We start from the raw sequence: 14,653 nt of genomic DNA, 5'->3' as shown, positions 1-14,653 counted from the left end.
CTGATGGCTCTGCAATTCTCAACTAAGGCCGGTACGCTTGCCGGCCTGCAAGAGCGGCTGACGTCGGCGCGCATTGCTCCGCTGCTGTCATTCACCGTAAGGGACTGGCAAATGGGTCGCCAGGCCTGTTTTCGCGACATTCAGGGACGGTTGGACGCCGGCCCCTGGATCGTGCGCTCCAGTTGTCTGCGTGAAGATGGCGTACAAGCGTCCTGTGCGGGGGCCTTTCTCTCGATACTTGACGTCAATGAAGCCGGATTGGAATCGGCGGTCGAACAGGTCATAGCCAGTTATGGCGATGTAAACCTGGCAGACGAAGTTCTGATTCAACCGATGTTGAGTCATGTCGTTCGGTCCGGCGTGGCCTTTTCCCACGACCCGAATACGTGTGCGCCCTATCGGGTGGTGAACTGGACGGAAGGCCGGGACACCGCCTCTGTCACCAGCGGTATGGGCGGCCGGCTTTGGCAGCAGGCGGCACACAGTAAAGTGCCACCACCGCCAGATATGGTGCCCGTCATCGCCTTGCTCGAAGAGTTGTTGGGGTTGTTCGAGGGGGTGCCGGTCGATTGTGAGTTCGCTGTCACGCGGGAGGCTGAAGGCGAGGTGATGTGGTTGTTGCAAGCCCGGCCACTGATTTTGCCAGGCCCCCCGGAATCCGAAACAACCCAAGCCGATCGCCTGGAAAATATTCAACGCAAGGTGGCGCGGGGCATGCAGCCGCACCCGTTCCTGATCGGCCAGCGTACCGTTTATGGCGTGATGCCGGACTGGAATCCGGCCGAGATTATCGGTATCCGTCCCAAACCACTGGCGCTTTCGCTTTACCGGGATTTGGTGACTGACTCGATCTGGGCCTATCAACGCCATAATTACGGCTACCGCAATTTGCGCAGTTTTCCGCTGATGCCGCATTTTTTCGGGTTGCCGTACATCGATGTGCGGTTGTCTTTCAACTCGTTCATCCCGGCAGACCTTGATGAGGGGTTGGCGGGGCGTCTGGTCGATCACTATATTGATCGGCTGCTGTCCGAGCCGACGTTGCACGACAAAGTGGAGTTCGAGATTGTGTTCTCGTGCTACACACTGGATTTGTCGCAGCGACTGGAGCGCCTGGCCAGTGCCGGTTTCCTGGAGCATGAACTGGAAGCCATCAGCAGCAGTTTGCGCAAGTTGACCAACCGCATCGTCCATCCCAAGGATGGTTTGTGGCGCGCTGATGCCAACAAGCTCGATACGCTGAATGCGCGACGTGAGGCATTGCTGGCCTCCAACGCCGACCCTCTGGAGCGTATTTACTGGTTGTTGGAGGATGCCAAGCGCTACGGGACCCTGCCATTCGCCGGTCTGGCCCGCGCCGGCTTCGTTGCGGTGCAGATGCTTCAATCCCTGATGACGGTGGGCGTGCTCTCGCAGGCTGACTACGATTGTTTCATGGGCGGGGTGTCGACGGTCAGCGGCCAGTTGGCACGTGACCGTGCGACGCTGGACAAGGCGACGTTCCTCGCGCGCTATGGCCACTTGCGCCCGGGCACCTACGACATCCTTTCGCCTCGCTACGATGAAGCGCCGGAACTTTACTTCGACTGGACTCAACGTCCGTCCATCCCGGAGCCCGTCCAACCGTTTTCGCTGACCCTTCCACAAATGCGCGAAATCGTGAAGCAACTGGAGTCACACGGCTTGCAGCCCGATCCTGTCGGCTTGCTGGACTTCATGCAAGCAGGGATCGAGTTGCGCGAGCTGGCCAAGTTCCACTTCACCCGCAATCTCTCGGATGCCCTGGCATTGATCGCGCAAGTGGGTGCCGGGCACGGCATAAGCCGTGAAGACATGGCCTATTGCGACATCAGTGTGTTCAAGGAACTGCACGTTGCGGCAGTCAACCCGAGTGACGTGCTGTTGCGCAGCATTGAGCAGGGCAAGGCCCGCCACGCAGAGACGCTCAAGGTATCGCTACCGCCGGTGATTACCCGGCCTGAGGATGTCTGGTCTTTCGAATGGCCGGAAACAGCACCCAACTTCATCACCCAGAAGCAGGTGACTGCACCCGTGGTGGGCAGTGATGACCGAGAAAGACTCGCCGGTGCGATTGTCTGCATTCCCAACGCGGACCCCGGATTCGATTGGTTGTTTGCCTACCCGATTGCCGGGCTGATAACGGCGTGGGGCGGCGCCAACTCGCACATGGCGATTCGCGCAGGAGAACTTGGCTTGCCGGCAGTGATTGGTGCCGGCGAGGTCCTCTATCGCCGCTGGTCGGCGGCACAACGCTTGCACCTGGACTGTCCCGGACGTTGCGTGGAGATGCTGGCATGAAAGTCGTTGCCCTCAGTCAGCGTGTGGACGTATTACCCGAGCGCGGTGAAAGCCGCGATGCAATTGACCAGCGTCTGATCGCCTTTCTTGTAGCTGCTGGCTTTTTGCCGGTGCCGGTGCCCAACGGGTTATGTCCGCAAACCACTGACGGGCGGCTGACTCCGGACGTCCTGCATGACTGGCTGCGCACGGTATCGCCACAGGCCATTGTGCTGTCGGGAGGGAATGACATCGGCCAGTGTTCATCACGCGACCTGACCGAAAGCCGATTGCTTGCCCACGCACGATCCCACAGCCTGCCCGTACTTGGAATCTGCCGGGGCATGCAGATGATTGCGCACTGGTCGGGCGGTGAGCTGAAACCGGTGAACGGTCATGTGCGAACCCGGCATCAACTGTCAGGAAAAATCGTTGCCGAAGTGAACAGCTATCACGGTTTTGCGCTTGCCGGTTGCCCGGAAGGTTTCGAGGTCCTGGCGTGCAGTGGCGATGGGGAAATCGAAGCCATCCGGCACCGCAGTCTCCCTTGGGAGGGCTGGATGTGGCACCCGGAGCGAGAGGACGTTTGGGCTTCACACGATGTTCATCGACTGCAGCAATTGTTCGGTCAATAAAACGACTTCAAGACATTTCATTAGGAAGGACTGTTGTGAAAGCCATTATTCTGGCTGCCGGACGTGGCAGCCGCATGAAAAGCCTCACGGATGAACGTCCGAAGTGCATGGTCGAATTGCGTGGCAAGACCCTGCTGGAGTGGCAACTTTTGGCGCTGCGCGGTGCAGGCATACGCGAGATAGCCATCGTGACCGGCTACAAGCGCGAAGTGTTGGCAGACCAGGGGTTGATCGAGTTCCATAATCCTCACTGGGCGCACACCAACATGGTCTCGTCATTGGCGTGTGCTGAAGCCTGGTTGCAGGACGCTCCGTGCATCGTGAGTTATTCCGACATCTTCTACAGCCCCGCAGCGGTCCAGTCGTTAATGGCATGCAAGGCTTCCCTGGCCGTCACCTATGACCCGAACTGGCTGGCGCTCTGGACACAGCGCTTTGGCGATCCCTTGCTGGATGCCGAAACCTTCCGCCTGGCCTCTGATGACTCCTTGATCGAAATCGGCAACAAACCGACATCCGTCGACGATGTTCAGGGCCAGTACATGGGGCTTCTGCGCTTCACGCCCGAGGGATGGGCAGAGGTCGTCCGGCTGCGCCGGGCCTTGACCGCGGAACAGTGTGACAAGGTGCACATGACGAACACTCTTCAGCAGGTCATCGACGCGGGTCGGGTGCCGATACACGCCGTTGCGTACACTGGAGAGTGGGGAGAAGTGGACTCTTCAGAGGACCTCTTTCTGTATCAATAATTGGGGCTGCAGAATCTGCGCTTTCGCCCCTTGAAAGATAATCAGGACCTTCGAAGGGAATCGCCACCATGTCTTGTTCTGCCGCTGCAACCCGCTGGTTGGCGATACTTGCCTCCGCCATGATGATGTCCATCGTTTCATCACTGGCCACTGCATCCCCCCCTGCAACCTTCCCTGACGCAAACGCCAGCGACCCCGCGAAACTCGGCTGGATGGTCGGCGCGCCACCGCCGGCCGATCGCACTGTGCGCTTTGAAGACGGCAGTTACTTCCAGTTCCCGGCAATGCGCTGGAGTGTCTCCAACTTCCGCCAGCTCATGCCGACGATCAATGTTTCGCGGGGCCTGGGGGCACCGATTCCGTTGGAATCGGCGTTGCTTAAAGACGTCGACGCGATCACCTTCACGCCGCTCGGTGCAAAGGCGTCGATGACGTGGGATCAATCGTTGGCCGCGACTTACACCGACGGGATTGTGGTGATGCACCGCGGCAAGGTGGTGTACGAACGCTACTTCGGTGTACTGAAGCCGCAAGGCCAGCACGCGGCGATGTCGGTGACCAAATCTGTGGTTGGCACGCTGGGGGCGATGTTGGTCGCGCAAGGGACAATCGATGCGAACAAGACCATCGCCGATTACGTCCCCGAATTGGCCGCCTCCGCGTTTGGTAGCGCCACGGTGCGCCAGGTCCTCGATATGACCACCGGGCTCAAGTACAGCGAAGACTACGCCGACCCGAATGCCGAGGTCTGGGCGCATGCAAAAGCCGGCAGCCCGTTGCCCAAGCCAAAGGACTACAGCGGCCCGAGAAGTTACTACGAGTTTTTGCAGACGGTTCAGTTACAAGGTGAGCATGGAAAGGCGTTCGGCTATAAGACCGTCAATACCGATGTACTGGGTTGGGTCATCGCCCGAGCCACCGGTCGCACTGTCGCGCAGTTGTTGTCCGAGCGTATCTGGAGTCGGCTGGGCTCCGAGCAGGATGCCTATTTCACCGTGGATTCCATCGGCACGCCGTTTGCCGGCGGCGGCTTGAATACCGGCTTGCGGGATCTGGCGCGGTTCGGTGAAATGCTGCGCAATGAAGGTTGGTTCAATGGTCAACAGATCGTGCCGAAAGCGGTGGTGGACGATATCCGTCGTGGTGGCGACAAACAGGTTTTTGCCAAGGCCGGGTATGACTTGCTGAAAGGCTGGAGTTACCGGTCGATGTGGTGGGTGACGAACAAGGATGGCGGGGCGTTCATGGCGCGCGGTGTTCATGGGCAGCGCATCTATATCGATCCGCAGGCCGAGATGGTGATTGTTCGCTACGCCTCGCACCCGGTTGCCAGCAATGCGGCGAATGATCCTGTTACGTTGCCTGCTTTTGATGCGTTGGCCAACTATCTGTCCAGGTTGCCTTGAGTGACTATTTATGAGGAAGGAATGCCCATGATCACCACCACAACCCACGCCATCGAAGGCCGTCAAATCACCGCATACCTGGACATCGTCAGTGCCGAGTCGGTGCAGGGTGTCAACGTTATCCGCGACATGTTCGCCGGGATGCGGGATTTTTTCGGCGGGCGCTCTCAAACCTTGGAGCGTGCATTGAAGGAGGCGCGGATTCAGGCCACCGACGAGATCAAGGAGCGGGCGCGGGCGTTACAGGCCGACGCAGTGGTGGGGCTCGATTATGAGATCAGCATGCCGGCGGGCAAGGGCGGCATGGTGGTGGTATTTGTAACCGGGACCGCCGTCAAACTGAGGTGAGTCAGGCAACGGGTTATGTGTTTTTTTGTAGGAAACGGTGCGGGCCATTCGTCGGGCGTTGTGGAAACTGAATTACAAGTCCGGTAATGACCGACTAGTCTCAAACGCTTGGTGGTCGGTATGTTTCAGGCAAATAGGGCTTGCCGGTATCGATCCCGCATTTGAGAGGGGCGAAAAGATGGCTGATCCGTATATCGAAGACGACGGTGCTGAATTTCCGATCAACAATTGCGTGCAGTGTGGCCAGACAGACTATGTGGTGGCTTACGGTGACGATCAGGTCAAGCTCGGCAAAATGAAATCCCAGGTGCCCCGAGGGCCGAAGGCGAAATTTTTACCCAAGGTAGCGGCCCCTGTCAGGAAGTAACCCATCATCTCCAGACCCCGTCATTGAACGGGGTTTTTTATGCCTGAAACATTTTTTGCCGCGTTTGTTTTCCGCCAGATTTTTCACAAGGTTTTCACAAGGTCTTACGTAGTCTGAGCTCATCCGTTAGAAGCAACACCTGGCCCGTCTCCCCAGCGGGCTTTTTTTTGCCTGTCATAAAACCTTTTCCATAAACGCTGTCCAACCGTCGCCGATGCTGAGGTTGGGTCTGTATGTCTGGACTTTCTCGCCGCTAAAGCATTCAATCTCGACCCTTTTTGATTTCCCCCTATTTTTGAGGTTCTTGTCATGCGTTTAACACTGCCCGCTCTGGTTCTGGGGCTTTTGGTTGCTCAAGGTGCAATGGCTGCTGGCGACGGCACTGCCGCGCTGGGTGGCGGTCTGGGTGGCGCGCTGGGTAACGTCGTCGGCCAAAGCATGGGCGGCAGCACTGGCGCAGCGATTGGTGCTGGCGTAGCGGGCGCCGCCGGCAGCGCTGTTGCAGCACGCAAAGGCAGCCGCACCAAAGCGGCCATCGGCGGTGGCGTCGGTGCAGCGGGCGGCTCGGTGATCGGCAACAGCTTGGGCGGCAAGACCGGTTCGACCATCGGCGCAGGCTTGGGCGGTGCTTTGGGCGGCGGCGTGGGCAGCAACCTGGCCAAGGGCCATAAGCGTCACTGATCCTGATCGATCCGCTTGAAAAGCCCGGCTTGATGCCGGGCTTTTTGTATCTGGCTATTTCTCCTTCACGGCTATGGCATCTTTAGCGGTCGAACCGTCATCGCTGGCCGGATTCAGTGGGGGTAGGTGCTAGACTCCGCCCATCCGCAGCGCGTACTTTTCCCCCGATGCGGAATTAGAGGTTCATATCATGCGTTTGACATTGTCCACGTTGTTTCTGGGACTTTTGGTCGCTCAAGGTGCGATGGCTGCCGGTGATGGCACCGCAGCTGTTGGCGGTGGTATTGGCGGTGCATTGGGTAACGTGGTGGGTCAGCAGATGGGCGGCAGCACCGGTGCCGCGATTGGCGCAGGCGTGGGCGGCGCGGCGGGCAGCGCTATTGGTGCGCCCAAAGGCAGTCGCACCGCAGCGGCGGTCGGTGGTGGTTTGGGTTCGGCGGGCGGTTCGGTGATTGGTAACAGCCTTGGCGGCTCCACTGGTTCGACCATTGGCGCAGGCCTCGGCGGCGCAGCGGGTGGTGCAGTGGGCAATAACCTGGGCACTGACAGCGGCGGCTCCCATTCCGGCAGCGGGCACAAAAACAAGCATAAGAATAAGCACAAGAACAAACATCACTGAGTCGACAGTCAGTGACAGTAAAACCCGGCCTCGTGCCGGGTTTTTCGTTTTCGCGAGCATGACATCGGAACGATTGACCTCAGCCCGCCTCGAACTTTATACCCACCTGAATGTTATGAGGCATGCCATGACTCCCGAAACCGAAGGCAACGAAGAAAAAGGCCCAAGCGGACTTCCGTTCATCAACGACCCTGGCAACGAAGATCCTGGTTCACTGATTGATGACGCGACGGTGCCGCTCAACGATGCCGATGACGCGGGTGACGTAGGGCTGACTGAGTTTGAAGACGAGGATGAGGACGAAGACCAGCAATGATCAGCCGTAATGATTGGAGTGACCGGTCGTCTCCTTGATCGAACAGTTTTCATCGTGGTGCCATCGAATTTTCAGGAGCTTGTTTTTCACGCTCTTTGAGAGGTGCTTTATGAACGCTGATTCGAAAGATACCGACATCGATGACACCCCCGAGTATCCGCTGCCTTCGCCGACTGATTCGCTGAGTCGTGATCAGCGGCCGCCGGATGATGAAGAGGTTGGGGTGGAACAGGTGCCTGATGGTGATGTAAGGCGCAGTGATACTGATGTTGAAGCGCTTCCTGATGATCCGGATATTGCGGGGGAGGATGGTTCCGGCCAACCCAGCTAAGCTTGTGCGTAAGGACTTGCCTACCATCCGCCACTTAGCTCGTGCCAGCTTTATAATAGCTGTCTGCACGAATAATTTGATTGCGCCCCTAGGCCCCGAGGCTATTACGTTAGCCAGAATTAGCCTGTTAAAGAGTTCACCCAGCGTTTGTAAAAATTTCGCTGCTGCTGAATGTCATTAGTAATATCGCTCTCCTCATAATCAAAGATTCTGACTACATCATAGCATTCGGCTGGCCTACCCAGTTCAAGCTCATATGCCATCAACCCCAAGGACATTTGTGATGACATTCTAGATGGATACACATTGAGTTTGGCGCCTTTGCACAAAAATTTAGTATTCGGGATGTCTGCTCGCAATAAGCCAAAACATACGTAAAAATCATGAGCTGTGTATGTTTTTCTTATGCCGTTTTCCATAAATAAAGATAACGACAACTGTTTTGAATCAAGTTTTATTTCTGCTGTTTGAATGTGTCCTCTAGTGTTTGTGCGGATTTCTATTTTATTCATGTTGGCTTTTTGTCCGGACTGGTGTGAGTAAACTTTGTCGCTGATCGCCGCGTATGCAATGGGGCTTGGAGGGCCTTTGTTGATTTTTTATAAGTGCTGTGCTTTTAGCTCAATGATTGTGAAATAGATAACAAATTATTCTAGTCTTCTCAATTTTATGGCTGCTTAATGGATTTCAGCCATAGAAAGAAAAAGTCTGTCTGCATCTGTGGATCATTAATGATGTCTTGGTCGTCGTAGTCGAAAATGTTCACTAAATTTTTTCTGGTAATACGCGAGCCTAATGTATGTTCGTAAGCCATAATCCCCGACGTCATCTGTGATGACATGGATGAAGGGCGCACATTTAGCTTTGCTCCTTTGCACAGGAATTTGGCTTCTGGCATGTCCTTTAAGATTTTTCCAAGACACTCATAAACATCTTGCCCTGTAAATTTTTTTGTTTGACCGTTTTCCGTTGTGATACGTATGGTTGGTGGATGTTCGTCGTAATCCATTACGACTGACTTCATTTCTTTGTCGATCAGCACAGATATAGTTTTAATGGTCATGGATTAGTTCCTTCTAGGGTTTGGTATTGAATGTCCCACGTAACTGCCATCTTTTTTCAGAGGGGTGGCACCTAGAATGTCTTCGCTTTTTATTCGGCCCGGAATAGCTATTTCATTTTCATAGCTATACGGGATGTCATTGGGGTGAAGCTCTTTGTTGATGTCGTGTCCGGGGATTTTTTTCAATGTGTACAAATAACCCTTCATGGTTCTAAACCTAGTGCCAAAGTCTATGCCGACTTCACGATCAGTTGATGTACTTACAAAATTGCTAGGTGGATTTTTATTATCCCAAGCATGAAGTAATAAATCGGTGCTGTCCCCAAGACTTACAAATCCCGTTTGAAAAATATCGTCTGGGCGACGTAGATCACCACGATATAGATATTCACCTTCTTTAACCGAAGAGGGAAGCGCAGGCTCCCCCTCACCAGTTTCAATCTTGTGGACTGGGTCTTCCACCCTTCCAGCCGCCCCACACCTCCCCGCCCCCGGACAATCACTCAACCCCAACGGATCGACCCATCCCGTCGGATTCCGCGTGTACTGGTACTGGTTCAATCCTCCGCCCAACTTGCTCGGATCCGGCGTCAAATACCGTCCAAGCTCAGGCTGGTAATACCGATGCCGGTTGTGGTGCAAACCCGATTCCGAGTCGAAGTACTGGCCCTGAAACCGCAGCGGCTGGTCGAGGATCTGGTGGGTGTCGCGGTTGAGGCGGGTGAGTCGGCCGTAGGCGGTGTATTGGGCGGCCCAGACGATTTCGCCGCTGTAGTCGGTGAGTTCTTGTGGTGTGCCGAGGTGATCGAGCTGGTAGTAGAACGGGCAGGCGTTGCGCGGGCCTTTGCCGTCGAGCATGGCTAGCGGGCGAAAGCTGCCAGGTTCGTAGACGTAGCTGCGGTAGTGCTCGCGACTGCTTTCGGCGACGAGGTTGTCGCCCTGCCAAAAAAACTCGGTGGTGTGGCCATCGACGTTTTTGCTGATGCGGCGGCCGAAGGCATCGTAGCGGTAAGTCGCCTGGCTGCCGTTGGGCAGGGTGACGCTGATCAGTCGGTGCTGACAGTCGTAACGGTACTCGGTGACCAGTTTTTGTGCCGTGCCGCGGCGTTCGCGGATCAGGTTGCCAAAGGCGTCGTAATCGTAGTGACGGTCGCCTTGCATCAGCAGGCGATTGCCTTTGACCGTGGCCGGACCGGGGCGGTCCTGCATCAGCAGGTTGCCGGCCGGATCGTGGGCGAAGTTTTCCGGTTGGTGGTCTCGGGAGTGGCGGACGCGGATCAGGCGATCGAGCGAATCGTAGTGATAGCTGCGCTGGCCGTTGCGGCTGTCGGCAATGTGGTCGAGGTTGCCGTTGGCGCTGTAGGCATAATCGCGGCGATACAGTGGTTGCAGGTTTTGCCGGACAGCCTGGGCGTTCAGTCGGCCTTGATCGTCATACTGATAGTCGCTGAGCAGCCGGCCTTGTTGACGGTTCTGTTCGCGGCCGGCGAAAAAGGTGTGAGCTGTCAGGCGGGCGCCATTGAGGTCAATGGCCGTCAGTGCACCCCCCTTGGCGTGGTGGTAATCGAGTTTGCTGTTGTCGGGCAGGCGCAGATGGTTGAGTTGGCCGCAGGCGTCGTAGCCATAACGCAGCGTACCCCAGCCCTGGTGTTCGGTGACGAGTCGACCCTGCTGGTCGTACTCGAACTCCAGCGGGTGATCGTGACCGTCATCGACACTGACCAGTCGGCCAAGGCTGTCGTAGCGGTACTCGATATTGACGCCGTCGGGCAGCGTCTTGACCAGTAGCCGTCCCGTCGAATCCCGTTGATAAGCCGTGACCCATTGCGAGCCGTCGTCGCCGAACTCGGTTTTTTCCAGTAGCTGTCCATTGAGGTCGTAGGCATACGCGGTGCGTCGGCCATCGAATCCGGTTTCCTGTCGGATCAATCCATTGCGCGTGTAGTCCAGCTGATATTTTTCGCCGGACTCATTCTCGATTTCGGTCAGCAACAACCGTGCGTTGTCGTACCGATAAAGCCGTTGTGTGCCATCGGGATTGAGCCTGCGGCTGATCAGGTGCAAATCATCGGCATATTCAAAGCGCGTGATGCGACCCCGTTCATCGCGTTCGGCGGTGATCTTGCCGTAGGCGTTGTAGCTGAAGGCACGGCTGGCGCCTGTGGGAAACGTCGTCTGAATCAGTCGTCCCACGACATCCCATGAATAACGGGTGACGGCACCGTGTTCGTTCTGACGGGTCACCTGCCGGCCCAACGCATCGTAGGAAAAACGCCGCTGACCGCCATTCGGCAACGTCTCTTCGATCAGTTGGCCCAAGGCATTCCGGACGAAGACATGCCGACTGTTGTCCGGAAAGCGGATCGACAGCAGCAGGCCTTTTTCATCGTAGTGATAGTGGGTGGCATGCCCTTCGGGGTCGGTCGCCTCGATGACCTCACCCTGAGCATTGCGCTGATACTTCCACACGGCGTTGCCGCGAGACCGCGCATGCAGGAAACCATTGCGGTACTCGTAGGACGTTGGCTCACCTTCGGCTGGAATCAGGGCAATCAGCCGTCCGGCTTCGTCATAGCGGTAGCGGGTAATTGCACCGAGCGGATTCCTTTCGGCAATCAGTTGCCCGTGGTCGTCATAGACGTTGAGGTGTTCCGCCCCGTCGGGTTCGACACGTCGCACCAGGCGTGCTCGATCGTCGTGTTGGTAAACCGCTTCACTGCCATCAATGTCTTTAACCTGCACGCCACCGTTGTCATCCCAGGCATAGCGCGTGTCCATCTGCGAAAACGACGCCCAATGTCGGATGCATCGCGCAGACTTGCCGGACCTTTCCCACTCCCAGAAGAAGCTCGCGCCACCGGCCAATTGCCGCTGCAGAATGACGTGCTGGTCGTCGTAGTCGTAACGTTCGCTTTCGCCGGCGGCGTTCGTCGCTTCGATCAAACGATGGCAGGCGTCATAGCGGTAGGTAACCAGTGTTTGTTCGGTGCGCCAGGCATCGTCCAGGGTGGCGGCGGGATGAAAGCGCTGATACTCGACGGCGGCGAGGTGTCGGCGGTCGTAGCGCAATCGCAGCGAACGCCCGGCGCCGTTGTCGAGACGCATGATTCTGTCGGCGGTGTCCCGCTGCACTGTCAGACGATAGCCATACGCATCGCTGATCGCTGTCAGTCGGCCTGTACGAAAGTGGTAAAAACGTGTCGCTTCGCCTGCCATTGCGAGGATCAGTTCTTCCGACTCAGCCCCCAGGAAAATCGCCGCTCGCGACAGGCTGTTGTGAATGGTCGGGCGTTCGACGTTGGGTACAGGGAAGGTGGTGCGACGGTTTTCGTGGTCGATCCAGATAACCTGTTCGCCGTCGATTTCCAGCCGATGTGCAAGGGCATGGCTCCAGCCAAATCCGAGCCCACAGTCGATTCCGACGGCACTGGTGCGATACGTGCGGATGAACTCGAACGGCAACCGCCCATCCAGGGAACCATCGATCAGGGTCAGCAGTTCTTCGCCGGTCACCATCGATACCGGGCAGCCGTTGGTCGTGGTTCTATCCGCGGAATCAACGCTGTCGCCGTTCGGGTTTTGCGCGGGAGCAGGGGCGTCATCTCGATGTTCCTGGCGGCTCAGGCGCGTCTTGGCTTCGGACTTGTCACGGGCAATAGCGACCGGGTTGTTCACCCGCACGATCGGTGATTCACCCGTGGTGATGTGCAACGGAGTCGCCGGCGCGGGGCTTAGCGGCACGTTCCGCGCGTTGAGCATCAGCGGTTTGAGGGTGCCGGCGTGATGGCTCAGATCAGACGTTGTCGTGAGTTCGGTCAGGCGCAGACTCGCGGCAGTCAGCCATTGTCGGGCTCGCTTGGACTTGACCTTGCCCAGCACCCTGGCGCTGATACCGAGTTTCAGGCCTATAGGACTTGTGAGGCGCACCAGCAGGAAAGCGACGAGTATTTCTGTACGAATTTCCGCGACCACTTCGGCGATGTACTGCGGCGGCAACATGCGCAGCCAACTGGTGAAAGCCGCGAGATGAATGAACATCAACGGTTCATCACTCAACACCAGCATCAGATTGGCGATGGCCTCGGCCGGAGCCTTCAGCAATGTCTCAAGCTCAAGTTCGGTCAGGTATTCAAGGAGCTTTTCGCTATTGGCCTGCAGGTCCGCGATCAGGGCGTAGATTTGCTTCACGTCATCCCACAAACCGTGCAGCGACTTCTCGAATCCGCGCCAGTCGGCCCGTTGCAGCATGCCGTAGCGTTCGGTGAAACGGGCTTCGGAAAACCCCGCCCATAACGGTTGAAATTCGCTGGTCCACTCGTTGCGCAACCAGCCTTCAAGCTCATCGATCACGCTTTGATAGGAGCTATAAAGCGCTTGGACGTGAGCGGTGGAAACGTGGGGAAAGAAGGTGATGCGGTAACGATGACCGCGCCAGCACTCGGGGATTTCGAGGATGCCGCCGGGGCCGATGATGTGATGGGTCGGTTCTCCAAAGGTAAGCTCGCCGTTACTCTTTTCCGTGATCAGTTCGAGCATCACCGGCGTATCACCGATGGGCACGAAACGGACCGCGTCGAACATATGCACAAGGGTCAACGGACCGCTGGCCGGGCACGTGGCGAGTATCGAGCTGACAGGGGTCGTGGAGTCCTTCGGCGCGCTCAAACGGACGTCGTTGCCGACCTTGAACACTTGCTCGACATCCAGTGCCCACCCCGTCCAGAAGTTTTCCGCCCAGGCCTCGTAGTCGTTAAGGCACAGGCGAAAATCGCCGAGCAGTGCTTCAACGTCCGGTTGCTCGGGGTTCATGGCTGCCACCACCAACAGGCCGATGGCGTTGTTCAAGGCCAGGACCTTGTCAGGGTTGAACATTCGCGGTCCCTCGGGTGAATCAATTTGGGTCGCGAGACTTTGCGGGGGATCAACGAGGAAAGAAGTCGGGAAAAGAGGCGTTTGTTGTAGGGCGAATCGCTAAATCATGCTCAGCGCTGCGGCGAAGGTTTTGTCACCGTCGGGAGATTGCCCGTTGCTCTCTGCCGACCGCGCTCGCTATGCTGCTGAACCCTTTAATCAAATCCCGGAATCAGCCGTGCCTGAGCCGACCGGGATGTCATTAAAAACGGATCAGACGCGATGAATGCACCACTGAAAGAGTTCGGCCCGATCAAAGCCGTGATTTTCGACATGGACGGCTTGCTGCTGGACACCGAGGGCATTTACACCGAGGTCACGTCCATCATTGCCGGGCGCTATGGCCGGACCTTCGACTGGAGCGTCAAACAAAACATCATCGGCCGTGGCGCGGGTGATCTGGCGCGTTATGTGGTCGAGGCGCTGGATCTGCCGATTACTGCCGAGGAATTCCTGGTGATCCGCGAGCCGCTGATGCGCGAGCGTTTTCCGACTGCGCTGGCGATGCCCGGTGCCGAGGAACTGGTGCGGCATTTGAAGGCCAACAACATTCCGATCGCGGTGGGCACCAGTTCGTCGCGCCAGTCGTTCGGCCAGAAAACCACCTTGCACCGTGACTGGTTTGCGCTGTTCGACTTCGTCGTGACGGCCGATGACCCGGAAGTCGGCGCGGCCAAACCGGCGCCGGACATCTTTCTCACCGCAGCGCGACGCCTGGGCGTGGCGCCCGAGGATTGCCTGGTGTTCGAAGATTCACCGTTCGGCGTGACTGCGGCGAAAGCGGCGGGGATGACGGCGATTGCGATCCCTGATGCGGCGATGGCCGATGAAAAATACGCACACGCGGATGGCATTCTTCGTACGCTGAAAGCGTTCAAACCGAGCGCTTGCGGTTTGCCGGCGCTTGAGTGGGCTTGATGCTGGAAATG

Annotated in this window: 14 protein-coding genes; 11 read left to right on the top strand and 3 right to left on the bottom strand. The window is 57.3% G+C overall.

Annotated elements, in window-relative coordinates:
* Positions 1-3 precede the first annotated feature (3 nt).
* The 10 genes from ACI77H_RS05140 to ACI77H_RS05095 all read left to right on the top strand — a co-directional run bounded on the left by ACI77H_RS05140 (position 4) and on the right by ACI77H_RS05095 (position 7,750).
* Positions 4-2,319: a PEP-utilizing enzyme gene (locus tag ACI77H_RS05140; RefSeq protein WP_407010709.1), complete on the top strand. Its 2,316-nt coding sequence runs from the start codon at positions 4-6 to the stop codon at positions 2,317-2,319.
* On the top strand, positions 2,316-2,933 hold the full coding sequence (locus ACI77H_RS05135) for a gamma-glutamyl-gamma-aminobutyrate hydrolase family protein (protein ID WP_407010707.1): 618 nt from the start codon (positions 2,316-2,318) through the stop codon (positions 2,931-2,933). Before ACI77H_RS05140 ends, ACI77H_RS05135 begins: the two co-directional genes overlap by 4 nt.
* A gap of 35 nt (positions 2,934-2,968) precedes the next feature.
* A complete protein-coding gene (locus ACI77H_RS05130) occupies positions 2,969-3,682 on the top strand; it encodes a phosphocholine cytidylyltransferase family protein (RefSeq protein WP_407010705.1) in 714 nt (237 codons plus the stop codon).
* Between the two features lie 119 nt (positions 3,683-3,801).
* A complete protein-coding gene (locus tag ACI77H_RS05125; protein WP_407011038.1) occupies positions 3,802-5,088 on the top strand; it encodes a serine hydrolase domain-containing protein in 1,287 nt (428 codons plus the stop codon).
* A gap of 27 nt (positions 5,089-5,115) precedes the next feature.
* Positions 5,116-5,436, top strand: coding sequence for a YbjQ family protein (locus ACI77H_RS05120; protein WP_008027329.1), 321 nt, complete (start codon positions 5,116-5,118; stop codon positions 5,434-5,436).
* Between the two features lie 178 nt (positions 5,437-5,614).
* Positions 5,615-5,803, top strand: coding sequence for a hypothetical protein (locus ACI77H_RS05115; RefSeq protein WP_407010703.1), 189 nt, complete (start codon positions 5,615-5,617; stop codon positions 5,801-5,803).
* A gap of 309 nt (positions 5,804-6,112) precedes the next feature.
* Complete coding sequence (locus tag ACI77H_RS05110; RefSeq protein WP_017337435.1) at positions 6,113-6,484, top strand: hypothetical protein; 372 nt, start codon at positions 6,113-6,115, stop codon at positions 6,482-6,484.
* Between the two features lie 190 nt (positions 6,485-6,674).
* Positions 6,675-7,103, top strand: a complete 429-nt coding sequence (locus ACI77H_RS05105; protein ID WP_407010701.1) for a glycine zipper domain-containing protein — start codon at positions 6,675-6,677, stop codon at positions 7,101-7,103.
* A gap of 127 nt (positions 7,104-7,230) precedes the next feature.
* Positions 7,231-7,419, top strand: a complete 189-nt coding sequence (locus ACI77H_RS05100) for a hypothetical protein (protein ID WP_407010699.1) — start codon at positions 7,231-7,233, stop codon at positions 7,417-7,419.
* A 109-nt stretch (positions 7,420-7,528) separates the two neighbouring features.
* Positions 7,529-7,750: a hypothetical protein gene (locus ACI77H_RS05095; protein ID WP_407010697.1), complete on the top strand. Its 222-nt coding sequence runs from the start codon at positions 7,529-7,531 to the stop codon at positions 7,748-7,750.
* Positions 7,751-7,869: 119 nt separating this feature from the next.
* Here ACI77H_RS05095 and ACI77H_RS05090 read toward each other — a convergent pair whose 3' ends face one another.
* From ACI77H_RS05090 to ACI77H_RS05080, 3 genes are all read right to left on the bottom strand, one after another.
* Positions 7,870-8,262 carry a hypothetical protein gene (locus ACI77H_RS05090; RefSeq protein ID WP_407010695.1) on the bottom strand — a complete coding sequence of 131 codons (393 nt, stop codon included), beginning with the start codon at positions 8,260-8,262 and terminating at the stop codon, positions 7,870-7,872.
* Positions 8,263-8,417: 155 nt separating this feature from the next.
* Positions 8,418-8,813 (bottom strand): hypothetical protein, encoded by a 396-nt coding sequence (locus ACI77H_RS05085; RefSeq protein ID WP_407010694.1) that lies wholly within the window; start codon positions 8,811-8,813, stop codon positions 8,418-8,420.
* A gap of 3 nt (positions 8,814-8,816) precedes the next feature.
* Positions 8,817-13,685: an RHS repeat-associated core domain-containing protein gene (locus tag ACI77H_RS05080; RefSeq protein ID WP_407010692.1), complete on the bottom strand. Its 4,869-nt coding sequence runs from the start codon at positions 13,683-13,685 to the stop codon at positions 8,817-8,819.
* Between the two features lie 261 nt (positions 13,686-13,946).
* On the opposite strand from ACI77H_RS05080, the gene ACI77H_RS05075 reads away from it, so the two are divergent.
* A complete protein-coding gene (locus ACI77H_RS05075; protein ID WP_150633972.1) occupies positions 13,947-14,642 on the top strand; it encodes an HAD-IA family hydrolase in 696 nt (231 codons plus the stop codon).
* The last annotated feature ends 11 nt before the right edge of the window (positions 14,643-14,653 follow it).

This window comes from Pseudomonas sp. O230 (genome assembly GCF_045447035.1).
Classification (GTDB): domain Bacteria; phylum Pseudomonadota; class Gammaproteobacteria; order Pseudomonadales; family Pseudomonadaceae; genus Aquipseudomonas.
Note: the sequence above shows the minus strand (reverse complement) of the source record. Positions and strands in the feature narration are given on the sequence as shown.

Excerpts from the sequence above, each read along its gene's own strand:
- ACI77H_RS05085 (WP_407010694.1), bottom strand. The coding sequence starts at position 8,813 with ATGACCATTAAAACTATATCTGTGCTGATCGACAAAGAAATGAAGTCA.
- ACI77H_RS05115 (WP_407010703.1), top strand. The coding sequence starts at position 5,615 with ATGGCTGATCCGTATATCGAAGACGACGGTGCTGAATTTCCGATCAAC.
- ACI77H_RS05095 (WP_407010697.1), top strand. The coding sequence starts at position 7,529 with ATGAACGCTGATTCGAAAGATACCGACATCGATGACACCCCCGAGTAT.
- ACI77H_RS05140 (WP_407010709.1), top strand. The coding sequence starts at position 4 with ATGGCTCTGCAATTCTCAACTAAGGCCGGTACGCTTGCCGGCCTGCAA.
- ACI77H_RS05105 (WP_407010701.1), top strand. The coding sequence starts at position 6,675 with ATGCGTTTGACATTGTCCACGTTGTTTCTGGGACTTTTGGTCGCTCAA.
- ACI77H_RS05090 (WP_407010695.1), bottom strand. The coding sequence starts at position 8,262 with ATGAATAAAATAGAAATCCGCACAAACACTAGAGGACACATTCAAACA.
- ACI77H_RS05135 (WP_407010707.1), top strand. The coding sequence starts at position 2,316 with ATGAAAGTCGTTGCCCTCAGTCAGCGTGTGGACGTATTACCCGAGCGC.
- ACI77H_RS05120 (WP_008027329.1), top strand. The coding sequence starts at position 5,116 with ATGATCACCACCACAACCCACGCCATCGAAGGCCGTCAAATCACCGCA.
- ACI77H_RS05100 (WP_407010699.1), top strand. The coding sequence starts at position 7,231 with ATGACTCCCGAAACCGAAGGCAACGAAGAAAAAGGCCCAAGCGGACTT.
- ACI77H_RS05075 (WP_150633972.1), top strand. The coding sequence starts at position 13,947 with ATGAATGCACCACTGAAAGAGTTCGGCCCGATCAAAGCCGTGATTTTC.
- ACI77H_RS05110 (WP_017337435.1), top strand. The coding sequence starts at position 6,113 with ATGCGTTTAACACTGCCCGCTCTGGTTCTGGGGCTTTTGGTTGCTCAA.
- ACI77H_RS05080 (WP_407010692.1), bottom strand. The coding sequence starts at position 13,685 with ATGTTCAACCCTGACAAGGTCCTGGCCTTGAACAACGCCATCGGCCTG.
- ACI77H_RS05125 (WP_407011038.1), top strand. The coding sequence starts at position 3,802 with ATGATGATGTCCATCGTTTCATCACTGGCCACTGCATCCCCCCCTGCA.